This is a genomic window from Paraburkholderia sp. USG1 (assembly GCF_031570135.1).
Lineage (GTDB): Bacteria > Pseudomonadota > Gammaproteobacteria > Burkholderiales > Burkholderiaceae > Paraburkholderia > Paraburkholderia dioscoreae.
Genome location: NZ_JAMWXW010000001.1, coordinates 316,326 through 333,428, shown reverse-complemented (window position 1 = coordinate 333,428; position 17,103 = coordinate 316,326). Strand labels below are relative to the sequence as shown.

Annotated in this window: 10 protein-coding genes; 4 read left to right on the top strand and 6 right to left on the bottom strand. The window is 62.3% G+C overall.

Annotation, left to right across the window (positions count from 1 at the left end; genetic code table 11):
- Positions 1-219: 219 nt before the first annotated feature.
- The gene (locus tag NE850_RS01635) at positions 220-1,335 is read left to right on the top strand and encodes an acyltransferase (RefSeq protein ID WP_007181266.1); all 1,116 of its coding nucleotides are present in this window, start codon (positions 220-222) and stop codon (positions 1,333-1,335) included.
- Between the two features lie 157 nt (positions 1,336-1,492).
- Here NE850_RS01635 and folD read toward each other — a convergent pair whose 3' ends face one another.
- The 5 genes from folD to fixL form a co-directional block, all read right to left on the bottom strand.
- Positions 1,493-2,353, bottom strand: coding sequence for a bifunctional methylenetetrahydrofolate dehydrogenase/methenyltetrahydrofolate cyclohydrolase FolD (gene folD / locus NE850_RS01630; protein WP_035518004.1), 861 nt, complete (start codon positions 2,351-2,353; stop codon positions 1,493-1,495).
- 241 nt (positions 2,354-2,594) lie between these two features.
- On the bottom strand, positions 2,595-3,536 hold the full coding sequence (locus NE850_RS01625; RefSeq protein ID WP_310698372.1) for a DUF2950 domain-containing protein: 942 nt from the start codon (positions 3,534-3,536) through the stop codon (positions 2,595-2,597).
- 20 nt (positions 3,537-3,556) lie between these two features.
- Complete coding sequence (locus NE850_RS01620) at positions 3,557-4,921, bottom strand: DUF3300 domain-containing protein (RefSeq protein ID WP_310698371.1); 1,365 nt, start codon at positions 4,919-4,921, stop codon at positions 3,557-3,559.
- A gap of 587 nt (positions 4,922-5,508) precedes the next feature.
- Positions 5,509-6,153 carry an oxygen response regulator transcription factor FixJ gene (fixJ, locus tag NE850_RS01615; protein ID WP_007181270.1) on the bottom strand — a complete coding sequence of 215 codons (645 nt, stop codon included), beginning with the start codon at positions 6,151-6,153 and terminating at the stop codon, positions 5,509-5,511.
- Positions 6,150-8,666: an oxygen sensor histidine kinase FixL gene (gene fixL / locus NE850_RS01610; protein ID WP_035518544.1), complete on the bottom strand. Its 2,517-nt coding sequence runs from the start codon at positions 8,664-8,666 to the stop codon at positions 6,150-6,152. The genes fixJ and fixL overlap by 4 nt, the downstream gene beginning before the upstream one ends.
- Positions 8,667-8,941: 275 nt before the next feature.
- Here fixL and aceE point away from each other — a divergent pair, with 275 nt between their 5' ends.
- The 3 genes from aceE to lpdA all read left to right on the top strand — a co-directional run bounded on the left by aceE (position 8,942) and on the right by lpdA (position 15,494).
- The gene (gene aceE, locus NE850_RS01605; RefSeq protein ID WP_007181272.1) at positions 8,942-11,638 is read left to right on the top strand and encodes a pyruvate dehydrogenase (acetyl-transferring), homodimeric type; all 2,697 of its coding nucleotides are present in this window, start codon (positions 8,942-8,944) and stop codon (positions 11,636-11,638) included.
- Positions 11,639-11,724: 86 nt separating this feature from the next.
- On the top strand, positions 11,725-13,383 hold the full coding sequence (aceF, locus tag NE850_RS01600) for a dihydrolipoyllysine-residue acetyltransferase (protein ID WP_310698370.1): 1,659 nt from the start codon (positions 11,725-11,727) through the stop codon (positions 13,381-13,383).
- A gap of 290 nt (positions 13,384-13,673) precedes the next feature.
- Positions 13,674-15,494: a dihydrolipoyl dehydrogenase gene (gene lpdA / locus NE850_RS01595; protein ID WP_007181274.1), complete on the top strand. Its 1,821-nt coding sequence runs from the start codon at positions 13,674-13,676 to the stop codon at positions 15,492-15,494.
- Between the two features lie 315 nt (positions 15,495-15,809).
- Here the strand turns inward: lpdA and NE850_RS01590 are convergent, their stop codons facing one another.
- Positions 15,810-16,382, bottom strand: a complete 573-nt coding sequence (locus NE850_RS01590; RefSeq protein ID WP_007181275.1) for a phasin family protein — start codon at positions 16,380-16,382, stop codon at positions 15,810-15,812.
- Between the last annotated feature and the right edge of the window lie 721 nt (positions 16,383-17,103).

Sequence of the window (17,103 nt, the reverse complement as noted above, 5' to 3'; positions counted from 1 at the left end):
AGGACGTGCCGATTCCAATCCGTCGACAGACAAATTATCAGATGTCGCCGCAATATGCGCGAGGCGAGGCGAGGCGAGGCGAGGCGAGGCGGGCGCGGCGGCGCCGCGCGGCGAAAAACGCCGTTGTGCTTTGTGCGAAAGCGAACGGTTCCGATTGCTGCTATGCGGCAATGTGGAGTGCCGCTATCGGTCAGCGGCGTTTTTCGTAAAGAGGTATTGATGAACCCGCTTTCGGATGCGCTATCGCGCAAGGGCAACAACTTCGATCTGGTGCGGTTGCTGGCCGCCGTCGCCGTGGTCTACGGCCATTCGTATCTGCTCCAGGCGCCCGACGGCAGCACGGATTGGGTTCAGAACGCGCTCGGTTTCGACGGTTTCGGCGCATTGGGCGTCTACGCCTTTTTTCTGTTGAGCGGCATGCTGGTGACCGCCAGCTTCGACCGGCAACGCTCGGTGCCGCGCTTTGCCGTGTTGCGCATTGCGCGCCTGTGGCCGGCGGTGGCGGCCGGTTCGCTGGTGACGGTGTTCATCATCGGCCCGCTTTTCACGACGCTGCCGCTGCGCGAGTATTTCGCCTCCGGCATGACGTGGGGCAATCTCGACAACTTCTCGACCATCGTGCTGAAAACCGGCTGGGCGCTGCCCGGCGTGTTCGAGCACAACCGCTTTCCCGTCGACATCTGCGCACCGCTCTGGACGCTGCCGCTCGAAGTGCGTTGCTATCTGATCGTGCTCGCGACCGGCATGGTGGGATTGCTGTCCAGTTCGCGCGGCGTGGCGCTTGCAGCCGCGCTCGGGTGCGCCGCTTTCGTGCTGCGCGTGAATCTGTCGCACTGGCAGGTCGGTTTGCGCGATTTCAGCGAAACGCCCGGCGGTTATTCGTTCTGGCCGGAGCCGTTTTTCATGCTGGGCATGCTGCTGTACGGCTGGCGTGAGCGGATCGATATCAACGGCCTGACTGCGCTGGCGCTCACCATGGTGTTTCTGGTGTTCCGCGATACGGCCGGCGCGCAGCCGCTGTTCTATCTGGCCTTCGTGTACGGCGTGCTGTGGCTCGGCACGACGCCGCTGTTGCGGCGCTTCGTGCCGCATCACGATTACTCGTACGGCATCTATCTGTACGGCTTCATGGTGCAGCAATGCGTGGCGAATATCGCGCCGCAGTTGAACCACGTGGCGGCGGTCTTGATCGCCGCGCCGTTTATCCTGCTGTGCGCGGCGCTGTCGTGGCACTTCGTGGAGCGGCCCGTGCTGAAGTGGTGCCGCAGGCGTCTCGCGCGCCGGTCGACGCCGCTAGCCGCCGGCATGCCGGCAAGCGATCAGGCCGTGCGCTGAGATGCGGCGCGTGTATGGCGCGAAGGTGGCGCGATGTGGCGTCTATCATGGTCGATGCCTTGGCGCGACGCCAGGGCCGAAAGGTCTCGATGCCGGCGGAGCGGCTCTCCGCTCTACCGGCCTTTCGCCCGACGTTCTGCGCCCGACGTTCTCCGCTTTACGCGTTTGCCGCCGCTTCACGCTCGGCGGCTTCGATCGTATTGACGAGCAGCATGGTGATGGTCATCGGGCCGACGCCGCCCGGCACCGGCGTGATGTAGCCGGCCACTTCCCTGACACCCGCGAAGTCGACGTCGCCGCACAGCTTGCCGGCTTCGTCGCGATTCATGCCGACGTCGATCACGGCCGCGCCCGGCTTCACCATGTCCGCCGTGAGGATGTTGCGCAAGCCGGTGGCGGCCACCACCACGTCGGCGTTGCGTGTGTGGGCCGCCAGATCGCGCGTCTTGCTGTGGCAGATCGTCACGGTCGCGCCGGCTTCGAGCAGCAGCAGCGCCATCGGCTTGCCGACGATGTTCGAGCGGCCGATCACCACCGCGTTCGCGCCTTGCAGCGGAATGTCGTAAGCGGCGAGCATTTTCATGACGCCGTACGGCGTGCACGGACGGAACAGCGGCTGGCCGGTCATCAGGGCGCCGGCGTTGGCGACGTGAAAGCCGTCCACGTCCTTTTCCGGCGCGATCGCCTCAATCACCTTGTGACTGTCGATATGCGGCGGCAGCGGCAGTTGCACCAGAATGCCGTGAATGAGCGGATCGCGGTTCAGTTCGTCGATGCGCGCGAGCAGGTCGGCTTCCGGCAGGTCGGCCGGATAGCGGTCGAACGACGAGCCGAGGCCATTGTCGTGGCACGCCTTGACCTTGTTGCGTACGTACACTTCGCTGGCCGGATTGTCGCCGACCAGCACCACGGCGAGGCCCGGCTGATGGCCGCGGGCGGTGAGGGCGGCAGCGCGCGCGGCGACGTCGGCACGCAGGGTCTTGGAAAGGGCAAGGCCGTCGATCAGTTTGGCAGTCATGGTCGGGTCGAGATGGGCAGTTTGGAAAGCGGGGCAGCGCGCAGGCGCTCGTGCGGGCCACGCGCGATGGCGCTTTTCAGCGGGAATGGGGCGGCACGTGAAAAGCGCGCGGCGCGAATCGGGGTTAAGCAGCGCTGCAAAGTGCGACATTATACCGGCCCTGCCCGGTGGGCCGCGTGCGGACTCCCGGCTCGATTGACCGGGGCAACTGATCTACCGCCGCGGCTATCGACCCATCGTGCTAGGGCTGGACCGCCTGCCAACCCGAGTCCGGATCGAACGACCTGATCTCCGCGGCCGCCTGCGTGGTCTGCGGCCCGAGGTTCTTCTGGTACACCTGCCCCTCCTGATTGACGATGAAACTCATCACGCCGGTTTTGCCATATTCGGCCGGCGAGGCGATCAGCCCGAACCCTTTGGTCAGCACGCCGTTTTCGAGGTAGTTCTGCGCGCCGCCCTTCGCGTGCGGCCCCTGCGCCGCGAGAATGCGGTAGTGATAGCCGTGGTAGGCCTCCTGAGGCTGCATGCCGGTGGGCATGGTGGCGGCGAGCGGGCCAAACGGACTTTCCGCTTCGCCGGGCGCCGTGGCCCAATACAGGCCGTCATGCTGTCCCGGCGTACTGACGAAGCGCTGCGCGTAGTGCTGCGTCAGGTTGCGATAGTCGTATTGCGCATCCAGATAGGCGAGCGAGGTCAGAATAGCGGCACGCTCGTTGCGGCCGATGCGGCGCGTCAGCATCTCGTCGCGTGCCGCCGGCAGATCGAAACGCCAGCCGTTGCCTGCTTGCACGAGCGGAATCGGCAAGTTCCAGCCACTGTAGCCGACCGTCAGATGCGCGGTGACGCGCCCCCTGTCCGCCGTCGGATCCTCGACGATCTGATGGTTCTTCGACCATTCGCCGAGGAATTGATAAATGTCGTCCTCGCCGATACCTTCAGTCGGAATGAAGCGTTGAAAATCGCTGCCGAGCACATGTTTGAGTGCGTCCTCGTCGTTGCGGGCGAGCGCTTCCACGAATGCATTGGCGGCGTCGTTCGCGCTGGGATAGACAGCCTGGGCATGGGCCGGGATCGTGCTGATGAGCAGCACCGGCGCGATGAGCAGCGCGGCGGTGGTGCCGAGGGCCACGGCAACTGTCAGGGCGTGGGCGCGTAGCGTGCCCAGTGAAAGTAAACGCATCATCAGAGACTCCTTTTTATTGTTCAACGATTGCGGCCGAAGTGGCGCTCACCTGCGCCGCCACCACCCAGTGCGCCACCGCCCCAATTCCCGGCACCGCCGCCATGCTGGCCGCCGCCGTTTGCGCCGGCACCACCCAGCGCTCGCTGTTGGCCGCCGCCGTCTGCACCAGGACCGCCGTGTGTGCGTTGCTGTACGCCGGCATTCGCGCCGTTATCTCTTCCCGTGTGTTGCTGGGTAGCGCGGTTCGCGAGCGCGTCGCGGCTTGCCTGACCGCGCTGCGTATCCTCACGAGCGGTGTTGCCGTCGCCGGCGCCGCGCAGCGCATTGTCGCGATTGACGTTCTGCGCGCGGTTCTGCAAACCGGGGTTTGCCGTGCCGCCCTGGTGGATCCCTTGCACGCGCTGGCTCGCGCTGCCGCCCAGATTCTGGCCCGTGCGGTTCTGCAGGGTCTGCTGCGCCTGAGCGCGGGCGTTGTCGCGGCCGCGATACGCATCGTGTTGTATGCCGCCGACGTTGTTGTTCAGGTTGCGATCGAAATTCGCATTGTTGATATTTCGATTGACGTTGGTGTTGCGGTTCCAGTTCGTCGTGCTGCCATTCACGTTGAGGCGGTTGTTCACGTTGATCGTGTTGTACCGGTTCACGTTGATATTGACGTCATGCGAGTTCCAGTTGAAGCCGCCCCACAGCGCGTTCGCCACGGCGACGCCGGTGCCGAACGCGAGACCGGCCATGAAACTGGTGGCGATGGTGTAACCGGGCGGCGGCGGAACATACACAGGCGGATACGCGGGATAAGGCCACACGCCATAGACTACCGTGGGGTTGTAGGTTGGCACGTACACCACTTGCGGATTGGCCGGCACGATCTGAATCGTGCTCTGCTCGACCACGACCGTTTGCTGCGCACTTGTTTTCAGATTGCCGGCCGCTTGCGCCTGCCGGCGCAGACGCTGCACGGAGTCCATCACGTCACCGGGCTGGGCGAGGAACGCTGAGCCGAGTTGCGTGACCCAATCCGATTTCGAAGCCATCGTGGCGAGCACCTGTGGGAAGGCGACGAGCGACTGCACGCTCGGATCCCACGGCTCGGCCGCGACCGCTCTGACCGCGTCGTCGCCTTGCAGCTTCGCGTTTGATCTGGACCACGCGGCCGCAGCCCGCACGTCTTGCGGAAAAGTCGCGGCCATCAGCACCTGCGCGAGCAGGGCGTCCGGATAAAGTGCAATGGGAGCGGCCAGCGAATCGAGTTGCTGGTTCGACATTTTCGAGACGCCTTGCGCATGGACGACGCCCGGCGTGGCCAGCCCGGTAACGAGCGGCGCCCCTGCAAGAACGGCGCAGACAAACAACACACACGAGCGGTGTGCTCCGGATCGTTTCACGATGATTTCCTCCCGGTAATGTTTATAAGACGCGACGTGCGTGCGCAGCACGCGCTGCGTCGCTCCGCCGCGATGGAATGTGGCAAGGAAGTGGCAGGGAGGTGGCGAGGCGAGCAGGTGTCCGGTTGGCAGCCAAACGGCTCGGCGGACACGATGCTGCGAAAAAGAAACGCTCGAGCCGATCCGATTGTTTCGTACCACCAGGCGATACCGCGTGCTGATTTTTGCAGCACGTCGTTCCCGCGTTGATCGCCGTCGGCGATATGCGCTAAGGAGTTCTGTGTAAATTAAAGGGTGCGCATCAGTCCGTCAATCTTGTCTGAGGAAAGAAATTGTTGCGCAATAGTGTAAGCATTTGCTGAGTAATGCGTATTATTTTCCTGCTGGATGCGTCGAATTAACGCAGGTCGCGTTGATGGCATGCAAGGTGGCGAGGCAAAAAGCGAGGGGGTATGACAGGAGGGAGGCGGCGAGGTGGCCGGACTCGTGGAGGGTCCGGCCGTTGATGCGTGGCCACTTTTCCGGCGGCGGCTACCCCAGGGGATTTTCTTCGGGGCGTGCCGCCGCGGTGCGGCTCGGGGTGTGGCTTATTGCGCCGGTTGCGGCTTGTTCGACAGCGCGAGTCGCAGCAGATCGGCGACCGTGTTGACGTTGAGCTTTTCCATGATGTTCGCGCGGTGCGCTTCGACCGTCTTGATGCTGATGCCGAGGTCGTCGGCGATCTGCTTGTTCAGGCGGCCGGCGATGATGCGCTCGAGCACCTGGTGCTCACGCGCGGTCAGCTTGCCGAGTCGTTCTGCCGCGGCGCGCTGCTGCTGCACGCTGCTGCTTTCGCTGCGCGCCTTGTCGAGCATGCGCTCGACAAGCTTGCGCAACTCGGCTTCGTCGAACGGCTTCTCGATGAAGTCCATCGCGCCTTTTTTCATCGTGGACACGGCCATCGGGACGTCTCCGTGACCCGTCACGAAGATGATCGGCAGCGACGCGTTGTCGGCGATCAGGCGTTCCTGCAATTCGAGCCCGCTCATGCCGGACATCCGCACGTCGAGGATCAGGCAGGCGATCTGGCCCGGATGCGTGTGCGGCTGCCATGCGTCGATGAACTGCTCGGCGCTGGAGAAGCACTGCACGCGGTAGCCGTTCGCCTCCAGCAGCCAGCGCAGCGAATCTCGCACGGCCTCGTCGTCGTCGACGACAAAGACAGTTTCCTGTGTGGTGACTGGGCTGTTCATAGCTCTCCCGTAACGGTTTGTGGTGTCGGCGCCTGTGACCCGCCGTTGCTCGGGCCGTCAGGCTCTCCAATAGGCAGACTGCAATGGAACGTGGCGCCTGTGATGTGGCCGTCAGATTCGACGTTGTTGACCACCCACAGACGGCCGCGGTGCGATTCGATAATCGAACGGCAAATATTCAGCCCCATGCCCATGCCATCGGACTTGGTGCTGTAAAACGGTTCGAACAGCCGCTCGGCTGTTGCTTCGTCGACGCCCGGCCCCTGGTCGACGACGCTGATGCAGACAAATCCGCCCTCCAGCCGCACGACCACGCGGATCACCGGGTCGACCGCGTTCGGACGGGCTTCGGCCATTGCTTCGGCGCCGTTCTTCAGCAGGTTGACCAGCACCTGCTCGATCAGCACCGGATCGACGTAGATCACCGGCAGGCGCGCGCGCAGATCCGTGACGATACGAATGCGGCGCTTCCTCGCCTCGATTTCCGCGAGACCCACGGCGTCCGCGACGATATCCGCGACGCGCGTGGCCTGACGCTTCGGCTCGCTGCGCTTCACGAACTCGCGAATGCGCTTGATGATCATGCCTGCGCGCACCGCTTGCTGGGCCGTCTTTTCGAGCACGGGCAGCAGATTGTCAGGCGTCGTCCGACCGGATTTAACCAGTGCGACGGTTCCGGAGCAATAGTTATTGATCGCGGCGAGCGGCTGGTTCAACTCGTGGGCGAGCGACGACGCCATTTCGCCCATCGTCATGAGGCGGCTCGTGAACTGCAGTTTTTCGTCCTGCTGACGCGACAATTCCTGCGCCTGCTTGCGAGTCGTAATGTCGGTTGCGATCTGCATCTGCGCGAGGTGGCCGTCCACCCACTGGATGTACTGGCGGCGCACTTCGAACCACTTCTGGATGCTTTGCACGTAAACTTCCTGCGCATCGGCGGTGCTTTCGGTCAACGCCGCGGCGGGCAACCCGGCGTAGGTATCCACCATATCGATCGAATCGGACGACGCCTGTGCGCTATCGAACCCGCCGCCCGCCAATTCCAGATGACCGTCCGGGCGAATCCCGAACAGATGACGGTAATAGCGGTTGGCGAACAGCAGCTCGGCCTCGTCGGCGGCCAGCACGGACACGGCGGCGTCGAGGCTTTCGAGCACGGTGGTGAAGCGCTCGTGCGCGGCGGCGAGTTCTTCGCGCGCGCGTTTCGGTTCGGTGATGTCGGTCATCGACGACATCCAGCCGGTCTGGCGGCCCGAACTGTCGATCAGCGGCGACACGTAAAGACGCGCGTGGAACAGCGATCCGTCCTTGCGGCGCACCCGCAATTCGAAGCCGGAAGAGGGCGCCTTGCCGCGCAGCGTCATGTCGAGCTGGCGCTGCATTTCGGGGTAAGCGTCGCGCGGCCAGTAAGCGAACGGCGCATTCTTGCCGACCAGATCGCTTTCATCCCAGCCGGTCATGCGGCAAAACGCCGGATTGACGTGGGTGATGCGCCCGTGCATGTCGAGTACGCGCATGCCGATCAGCACCGAATTTTCCATCGCGCGGCGGAAGAACGCTTCGGCGTACAGCGCCTGCTGCGCCTCGAAGCGTTGGCGCGTGTGTTTCCACAAGCTCCACAGGCTCCACAGCACGAAACAGGACAGGCCCGCCACCAGCCACACCAGGGTGTTGTTGGTGAAGTTGGTCATCTGCGGAAACGCGTAGACGCGCACGGAGACGCCCTGGCCCGGCGGGTCTAGCGGCAGATCGTAGAACATGTCGCGCGGCAGGCGCGGGCGGGTCGACGTGGTGGTCAACTCGCGGTTGTTCACATCGATGATCGAGATTTTGTATTTCGCCGAAAGCTCCGGCGGAATGTCGTGCTTGAGAATGCCTTCCACCGAGAACACCGCGGCGATCGTGCCGAGGAAGTCGCGGTCGCGGTACACCGGCGTTTGCAGCGTGATGTAGCCGTTGCCGACGTCGTCATAAATGAGCGGCGAATAGACCTGGCGGCGCGTATTGCGCGCCTCGGTAAAGGCGGCCTTGACGGCTTCGTCCATCTGCGTGTCGTTCGGCCTCGCGAGCCGCTGGCCGAACACCGGCAGCGCGGTATTGGGCCAGCGCGGCTGCTGCTGGCTCGTGTACCAGTTCATGTAGAGGATCTCGGGATGCCCCTGCATGATGTCGGTGGTGGACACCTGGAACGAATGCGGATCGGCGTGGCCGGCCACCAGATCGCGCGCGAGCGCCTGGATCTGTTCCTGTGCGCCGGTCATGGAAAGACGGATCTGCTGCTGCGCCCACGCGACGTTGCGATACAGCGTGTCTTCCTGCTGCTGCTGTTCGCGCCGGTTCAGACTCCACAGAATCAGACTCATGACGACCAGAAAAACGAGGATCGACAGGAGCGGCGTGAGCAAATAGGAATTCGACCACCACGGTCCGTGGTGCCAGCGGGAGGACGGCGTCGAATCCGCCGGCGAACCGGCGGTGCGCGCCGAGCGTGCGAAAAGCCGTTCGGTCAACATGCGTGGCATTGTAGCGCAGCAGGAAGCTGGCAAATGGCGCAAAAAAGCGCTGAAAGTGCCATTATTCGGCGCAAACTAGCCGACGTATCCGTCGATTGGCAGTCAAATCAGGTTGCGCCGCAACAATTTTCCGCATTATGAGAATGAATCTCGTAATTCGAAAATTTTGTTGCGCGGACGTCGGGACGGTCATTACAATCGGCCGAAGCTGCCGCGGCCGTGCTTCGTCCGCGTCGTCTGTTCAAAGAGCGTTCCTCTATATCCAGGAGACGAGCATGTCCGCTGTACCCGACGAAGTCATGAAATATGTCGCCGCCGAAAAAGACGACGATCCCCAGGAAACCGGCGAATGGCTTGAAGCGCTGGATGGCGTGATTTCTGCTGTGGGCCCCGACCGCGCTCACTATCTCATCGAGAAACAGATCGAGTTCGCCCGCGTGCATGGCGAACATCTGCCGTTCTCGGCCAACACGCCGTATATCAATACGATTCCCGTTTCGCGCCAGGCGAAAATTCCCGGCGACCAGGATCTCGAACACCGTATCCGCTCGTATACCCGCTGGAACGCCATTGCCATGGTGCTGCGCGCCGGCAAGGACACCAACGTCGGCGGCCACATTGCCTCGTTCGCCTCGGCTGCCACGCTGTACGACGTCGGCTACAACCACTTCTGGCATGCACCGTCCGCGCAACACGGCGGCGATCTCGTGTTCGTGCAGGGGCATTCGTCGCCGGGTGTGTACTCGCGCGCGTTCCTGCTCGGCCGCCTGACCGAGAACCAGCTCGACAACTTCCGCCAGGAAGTGGGCGGCGAGGGCATTTCGTCGTACCCGCACCCGTGGCTGATGCCGGACTTCTGGCAATTCCCGACCGTCTCGATGGGCCTCGGCCCGATCATGGCGATCTATCAGGCGCGCTTCATGAAGTACCTGCAGGCGCGCGGCATTACGAAAACCGAAGGCCGCAAAGTGTGGGCCTTCCTCGGCGACGGCGAAACGGACGAGCCGGAATCGCTCGGCGCGATCGGCATGGCCGGCCGCGAACGCCTCGACAACCTCGTGTTCGTGATCAACTGCAACCTGCAGCGCCTCGACGGCCCGGTGCGCGGTAACGGCAAGATCATCCAGGAACTGGAAAGCGAATTCCGCGGCGCGGGCTGGAATGTCATCAAGGTCATCTGGGGCAGCCGCTGGGATGCGCTGTTCCAACGCGACAAATCGGGCGCACTGATGCGCCGCATGATGGAAGTGGTCGACGGTGAGTACCAGACGTACAAGTCGGAGTCGGGCGCGTATGTACGCGAACACTTCTTCAACACGCCGGAACTGAAGGCGCTGGTCGCCGAATGGTCCGACGAGGAAATCTGGAACCTGAACCGCGGCGGCCACGATCCGCACAAGATCTACGCAGCGTTCCAGGAAGCGTCGAATTCGCAGGGCCAGCCGACCGTCATTCTCGCGAAGACGATCAAGGGCTATGGCATGGGCGAAGCCGGCCAGGCCATGAACATCACGCACCAGCAGAAAAAGCTGCACGTGGACCAGCTGAAGAAATTCCGCGACCAGTTCCGCCTGCCGATCTCCGACGAAGACCTCGTCAACGTGCCGTATCTCAAGTTCGAAGAAGGTTCGAAAGAACTCGAGTACATGCGCGCTCGCCGCCAGGATCTCGGCGGCTATCTGCCGGCGCGTCGTCAGAAGGCCGAGTCGCTGCCGGTGCCGGAACTGTCGGTATTCGAGCCGCTGCTCAAGGGCACGGGCGAAGGCCGCGAGATCTCCACTACGATGGCGTTCGTGCGGATCCTGAACATCCTGTTGAAAGACAAGGCGCTTGGTAAGCGTATCGTGCCGATCGTGCCGGACGAGTCGCGCACCTTCGGTATGGAAGGCCTGTTCCGCCAGATCGGTATCTGGAATCAGGACGGCCAGAAGTACGTGCCGGAAGATTCCGACCAGCTCATGTTCTACCGTGAGTCGGAAACCGGGCAGATCCTGCAGGAAGGCATCAATGAAGCCGGCGGCATGTCGGACTGGATCGCGGCCGCGACGTCGTACTCGACGCACGGCGAGATCATGATCCCGTTCTACATCTTCTACTCGATGTTCGGCTTCCAGCGCATCGGCGACCTGGCATGGGCGGCGGGCGACATGCGTTCGCGCGGCTTCCTGCTGGGCGGTACGGCGGGCCGCACCACGCTGAACGGCGAAGGTCTGCAGCACGAAGACGGCCACTCGCTGCTGTGGGCGGCTTCGGTGCCGAACTGCATCAGCTACGACCCGACGTTCGGCTACGAACTCGCGGTCATCATGCAGGACGGTCTGCGCCGCATGGTCGCGGAACAGGAAGACGTGTACTACTACGTCACGGTGATGAACGAGAACTACGAGCACCCGGCGATTCCGCAGGGTGACTCGGTGGCCGCCGACATCATCAAGGGCATGTACGCGTTCCGCAAGGCCGAGGCCGACAAGAAGACGCCGCGCGTGCAGTTGATGGGCGCGGGCACGATCTTCAACGAAGTGATCGCCGCCGCCGACCTGCTGAAGAACGACTGGGGCGTTGCCGCCGATCTGTGGAGCGTGCCGAGCTTCACCGAACTGGCTCGCGAAGGCCATGAAGTGCAGCGCTGGAACCTGCTGCACCCGACGGAAGAAAAGAAGCTCTCGCACGTCGAGAAGCTGCTTAAGGACGCACAAGGTCCGGTCATCGCCTCGACCGATTACGTGCGCGCGCTGACCGAACAGATCCGCGCGTTCGTGCCGCAGAAATTCGTCGTGCTGGGCACGGACGGCTACGGCCGTTCGGACACGCGCGAAAAGCTGCGCCACTTCTTCGAAGTCGACCGCTACTGGGTCACGGTTGCCGCGTTGAATGCACTGGCAGATGAAGGCACGATCGAACGCAAGGTCGTCGCCGAGGCGCTCAGGAAATACAACCTTGATCCCGCCAAACCCAACCCGATGACCGTCTAAGGCATCCTTCCCCGTGTGCCACGGCGTGTGCGCCCGCCCCCGTTCGACGGGGGCCGGGTGCGTGCGCGGCCCAGGAGACACTAACAATGAGTCAAGCGATCGAAGTCAAGGTGCCGGACATCGGCGATTACAAGGACATTCCTGTGATCGAGGTGCTGGTGAAGGCGGGTGACACCGTCGAGAAAGAGCAGTCGCTCGTTACGCTGGAATCCGACAAGGCGACCATGGATGTGCCGAGCTCGGCCGCCGGCGTCGTCAAGGAAGTGAAGGTCAAGGTCGGCGACAACGTGTCGGAAGGTTCGCTGATCGTCGTGCTGGAAGGCGCGGAAGGCGGCGCGGCTGCACCGGCGCCTGCGGCCGCACCGGCACCGGCTCCAGCGCCGACGCCGGCTGCCGCCCCCGCGGCTGCGCCCGCACCCGCCGCGAGCGGCGGTGGCGGTCTGCAGGAAGTCAAGGTGCCGGATATCGGCGACTACAAAGACATTCCCGTGATCGAAGTCGCCGTGAAGGTCGGTGATCGTGTCGAGAAAGAGCAGTCGCTGGTGACGCTCGAATCCGACAAGGCGACTATGGACGTGCCGAGCTCGGCTGCCGGCATCGTCAAGGAAGTGAAGGTCAAGGTTGGCGATACCGTGTCGGAAGGCTCGGTGATCGTGGTGGTGGAAGCGGAAGGCGGCGCGGCTGCGCCGGCTCCGGCACCGAAGCAGCAAGCTGTCGAGCAGCCGTCCGATGCGCCGGCTACGCCGTCGCCGGCTCCGGCGGCGCCGTCGGCGCTCGCTCAGGCGCCCGTGATTCCGGCTGGCGAAGGCGGCGCCCGTCACGCGAGCCATGCGTCGCCGTCAGTGCGCAAGTTCGCGCGCGAACTCGGCGTCGACGTGACGCAGGTGCGGGGTACGGGGCCGAAGGGCCGCATTACGCAAGCCGACGTGACTGCCTTCATCAAGAGTGTCATGGCCGGCCAGCGTGCGGCGCCGGCGGGTGCCGCGGCACCGGCTGCGGCGGGCGGCGGCGAGTTGAATCTGCTGCCGTGGCCGAAGATCGACTTCACGAAATTCGGTCCGGTCGATCCGAAGCCGCTGTCGCGCATCAAGAAGATTTCGGGCGCGAATCTGCATCGCAACTGGGTCATGATTCCGCACGTCACGAACAACGACGAAGCGGACATCACGGAACTCGAAGCGCTGCGCGTGCAACTGAACAAGGAAAACGAAAAGGCCGGCGTGAAGATCACGATGCTGGCATTCGTGATCAAGGCTGTTGTTTCGGCTCTGAAGAAATTCCCGACGTTCAATGCGAGTCTCGACGGCGACAACCTCGTGTTCAAGCAGTACTTCCACGTAGGTTTTGCCGCCGATACACCGAACGGTCTGGTGGTGCCGGTGATTCGCGACGCGGACAAGAAGGGTCTGGTCGAGATCGCGAAGGAAATGACCGATCTGTCGAAGGCCGCGCGTGAAGGCAAGCTGAAGCCGGATCAGATGCAGGGCGGTTGCTTCTCGATTTCGTCGCTCGGCGGAATTGGCGGCACGAACTTTACGCCGATCATCAATGCGCCTGAAGTCGCTATTCTCGGGCTGTCGCGTGGTGCGATGAAGCCGGTGTGGGACGGCAAGCAGTTTGTGCCGCGCCTGATGCTGCCGTTGTCTTTATCGTATGACCATCGGGTTATCGACGGGGCGGAAGCGGCGCGCTTCAATGCTTATCTGGGTGCGATTCTTGCCGATTTCCGGCGTGTGATTCTTTGATGTGGTGATGGTTGCGCGGGGCGCGGGTTTTTTGTTTGTTATCCGCGTCTCTCTGTAGAACCTGCTTTCTTTTCGGTCTATTAGTGTCGCCCCTGTGCGGGGCGGCACCTACTTTTCTTTGCATCCCAAGGGTACTTCCTGCGGGGCGTCTTCCAAAGAAAAGTAGGCAAAAGAAAGGCGCGTCCTTGGGCGGACTGCAAAGGATGATTCTGTCCAGAGCGCTGCCAGCTTTTGGGCTGCATTGCGTGGGTTCTTCGTCTCATCACGATCAATATGAGAAGGGGACACTAATGAGTCTCGTCGAAGTAAAAGTGCCGGATATCGGCGACTTCAAAGACGTCGATGTCATCGAAGTCAATATCAAACCGGGCGACGTCATCGAGAACGAACAGGCGCTGATGACGCTCGAGTCCGATAAGGCTTCCATCGAAGTGCCGAGCGACACCGCCGGTACCGTCAAGGAAGTCCGCGTCAAAGCTGGCGACAAAGTCTCGCAAGGCACGCTGATCGCGCTCGTCGAAACGTCGGCGGATGCGGCGCCCGCGAAAGACGCACCGAAGGCGCCGGCCAAAGAAGCTGAGAAAGCGCCCGCTCAGGCGGAGGCCAAACCGCAGCAGGCGGCTCAAGCGGCGGCTCCCGCTCCGGCTCCGGCCAAAGCGGCAGCAGCCGCGCCGCAAGCCGGCAGCTATTCGGGCAGCGCGGATATCGAGTGCGACATGCTCGTGCTCGGGTCTGGCCCCGGCGGCTATTCGGCAGCGTTCCGCTCGGCCGACCTCGGCATGAAAACGGTGCTGGTCGAGCGTTACGCGACGCTCGGCGGCGTCTGTCTGAATGTCGGCTGTATTCCGTCGAAAGCGCTGTTGCACACCGCGCTCGTGATCGATGAAGCCGAAGCGCTCGGCGCACACGGCATCACGTTCGCCAAGCCGCAAATCGATCTGGACAAGCTGCGTGAGTTCAAGTCGGGCGTCGTCAAGAAGCTGACTGGCGGTCTTGCGGGCATGGCGAAGATGCGCAAGGTCGAAGTCGTGACGGGTAACGGCGCGTTCGTCGATCCGCATCACATGGAAGTGCAGACCGAAGGCGGCAAGAAAGTCGTCAAGTTCAAGCAGGCGATCATCGCCGCCGGTTCGGAAGCGGTGAAACTGCCGTTCATTCCGGAAGATCCGCGCGTGGTCGATTCGACCGGCGCGCTCGAACTGCGTCAGATTCCGCAACGCATGCTGGTGATCGGTGGCGGCATCATCGGTCTGGAAATGGCCACGGTTTATGCCACGCTCGGCGCGAAGATCGATGTGGTCGAAATGCTCGACGGCCTGATGGCCGGCGCGGACCGCGATCTGGTCAAGGTCTGGGAGAAGTACAACAGCAAGCGTTTCGCAAACGTCATGCTGAAGACCAAAACCACCGCAGCCGAAGCGAAAGACGACGGCATTCACGTCTCGTTCGAAGGTGAAAAGGCCCCGGCCGAAGCGCAACGCTACGACCTTGTGCTGGTTGCGGTGGGCCGTACGCCGAATGGCAAGAAAATCGGCGCCGATAAGGCGGGCGTCGCGGTGACCGATCGCGGCTTCATCGACGTCGACAGGCAGATGCGCACTAATGTGCCGCACATCTTCGCGATCGGCGACATCGTCGGTCAGCCGATGCTCGCGCATAAAGCGGTGCACGAAGGCCACGTTGCCGCCGAGGCCGCGCATGGTGAGAAGGCGTACTTCGACGCGTTGCAGATTCCGTCGGTGGCTTACACCGATCCGGAAGTGGCGTGGGCGGGCAAGACCGAAGACCAGTTGAAGGCGGCCGGCATCAAGTACGGCAAAGCGGTGTTCCCGTGGGCGGCTTCGGGCCGGGCGATTGCCAACGGTCGCGACGAAGGCTTCACGAAACTGCTGTTCGACGAGGAAACGCATCGTGTGATCGGCGGCGGGATTGTCGGGTTGAACGCCGGCGACCTGATCAGCGAAGTGTGTCTCGCGATCGAGATGGGTGCGGACGCAACGGATATCGGTAAGACGATTCATCCGCATCCGACGCTCGGCGAATCGATCGGCATGGCCGCCGAGCTGTATGAAGGCGTGTGCACCGACTTGCCGCCGCAGAAAAAGAAGTAGCGCGGTTTGGCCCGTCCGCATTCATATGCAGGCTGGCCGATAAAGCAAAAAACGGCGCGTTCCGCAAAGGACGCGCCGTTTTTTTTGAGCAGCAGAGCAGAGCCGGGCAGTTACCGCGCAACGACAGTGGCGGGAAAAAAAATCCCGGCCTTGCGCCGGGCAAACGATACGCTATTCAACGTATCGGAGCGTTCGGCCAATTAACACCGTGTGAGCGGCAACGGCACGACGCTGTTGCTTGCGGTAACGCCGGCACAGCGTATGAGCTGTGCCGGCGCTGTTTGATGCCTGCAGGTTGACGCGTGAGACGGAAGCTTAGACTGCCTTCTTGGCCGAGCGCGATGCTTGTGCAGCAGCTTGCGAAGCTGCCTTCGAGGCGGCCGTTGCAGCTGCATTGAAGTTGCTTTCAGCGATTTCGACCGCTTGCTTGGTAGCCTTGTGGACCGTTTCGTACGTGGTGTTGGCGGCGGTAATGGCCGACTTCATCACGGCGACGGCGGTTTCCGAACCGGCCGGAGCATTCTTGGCAACGTTTTCGACGAGCGATTGGACCTTGCGGTTTTGCTCTTCGAATTGCGCTTCCGCGACGCGGGCGAATTCGCCTTGCGTTGCCGAAACGATCTCATACACGTGACGGCCGTACGACAGCGCCTTTTCGGCCACCGGCTGTGCAAGGCTTGCCTGCAGTGCCAGCAGTTCCTGCGCGTCTTTCACCGACAACGCGCGTTGGGCATTTTCCTGGCTTTCCGCGAGCGTCGATTTCACGACCTGCAGGTTCAGCTCAACCAGCTTTTCGACGCCTTCGAATGCTTTGGTCGTCAGGCCGAACAGCGTTTCAAAGTTGGCTTTCTGGGCTGCGGCGAATTGCTCAGGGGTCAGCAGAGTCATGGTTTACGCTCCTGGATCGCGGTCTGTCTGTGCGGACCGCATTGGGTGAGTGGTGAGACACATTGGTGCGCCCCGCCGGACCGCGATGTTTTGTGCATCGCAGCAATGGTTCCCATTTTAGGATGGCTGCACCGAATGTCAAGTCCTTTTTGTGCGTCGCACCATATTAAGAAACTACTGATAAAACAAGACGTTATGCGCTAGGCATGACGATCGTATGACGTAGATCAATTTCGCCGCCGCACCGTACTGGTGCGGGATATTCGACGTGTTTTATTGCTGCAGATGGGTATTTTTTACCTCCTGTCGCGCGCCGTGCAGGCACCCGCTAACATTGGACAACGAAAACAAAACGCCCACGTTGCAAATCCATGTAAACCGGAAAGTGTCACGGAACGTTAACGCTGGAACCCGGTCGAATGCGCGTTGGCGGTTCCCAGCGGACGTTTAACAATCTGTGGGATGATGCCAACGCCGTACCTCTGCACTGACAGCGACAGACGCGCCGGTGCTCTGACCGTATTTCCCCTGATCAAGGTTGTCTCGAAATTGCCGTTATGCTGGAAGAATCACCTCGATTCTGGCGTATGGCGGCAGCTGCGAGGCGAAGCGCGTTGGCGATCGTTTTTTTCGATCGAGATGAGGCACTTATTTGTGTTTTTGCGATCGGAGCTTACAAGCCGGTTTAAGGAGCGCGTATAAGTGCTTCAAATTGCTAATT

Excerpts from the sequence above, each read along its gene's own strand:
- NE850_RS01635 (WP_007181266.1), top strand. The coding sequence starts at position 220 with ATGAACCCGCTTTCGGATGCGCTATCGCGCAAGGGCAACAACTTCGAT.
- folD (WP_035518004.1), bottom strand. The coding sequence starts at position 2,353 with ATGACTGCCAAACTGATCGACGGCCTTGCCCTTTCCAAGACCCTGCGT.
- NE850_RS01625 (WP_310698372.1), bottom strand. The coding sequence starts at position 3,536 with ATGATGCGTTTACTTTCACTGGGCACGCTACGCGCCCACGCCCTGACA.
- fixJ (WP_007181270.1), bottom strand. The coding sequence starts at position 6,153 with ATGAACAGCCCAGTCACCACACAGGAAACTGTCTTTGTCGTCGACGAC.
- fixL (WP_035518544.1), bottom strand. The coding sequence starts at position 8,666 with ATGTTGACCGAACGGCTTTTCGCACGCTCGGCGCGCACCGCCGGTTCG.
- aceE (WP_007181272.1), top strand. The coding sequence starts at position 8,942 with ATGTCCGCTGTACCCGACGAAGTCATGAAATATGTCGCCGCCGAAAAA.
- aceF (WP_310698370.1), top strand. The coding sequence starts at position 11,725 with ATGAGTCAAGCGATCGAAGTCAAGGTGCCGGACATCGGCGATTACAAG.
- lpdA (WP_007181274.1), top strand. The coding sequence starts at position 13,674 with ATGAGTCTCGTCGAAGTAAAAGTGCCGGATATCGGCGACTTCAAAGAC.
- NE850_RS01590 (WP_007181275.1), bottom strand. The coding sequence starts at position 16,382 with ATGACTCTGCTGACCCCTGAGCAATTCGCCGCAGCCCAGAAAGCCAAC.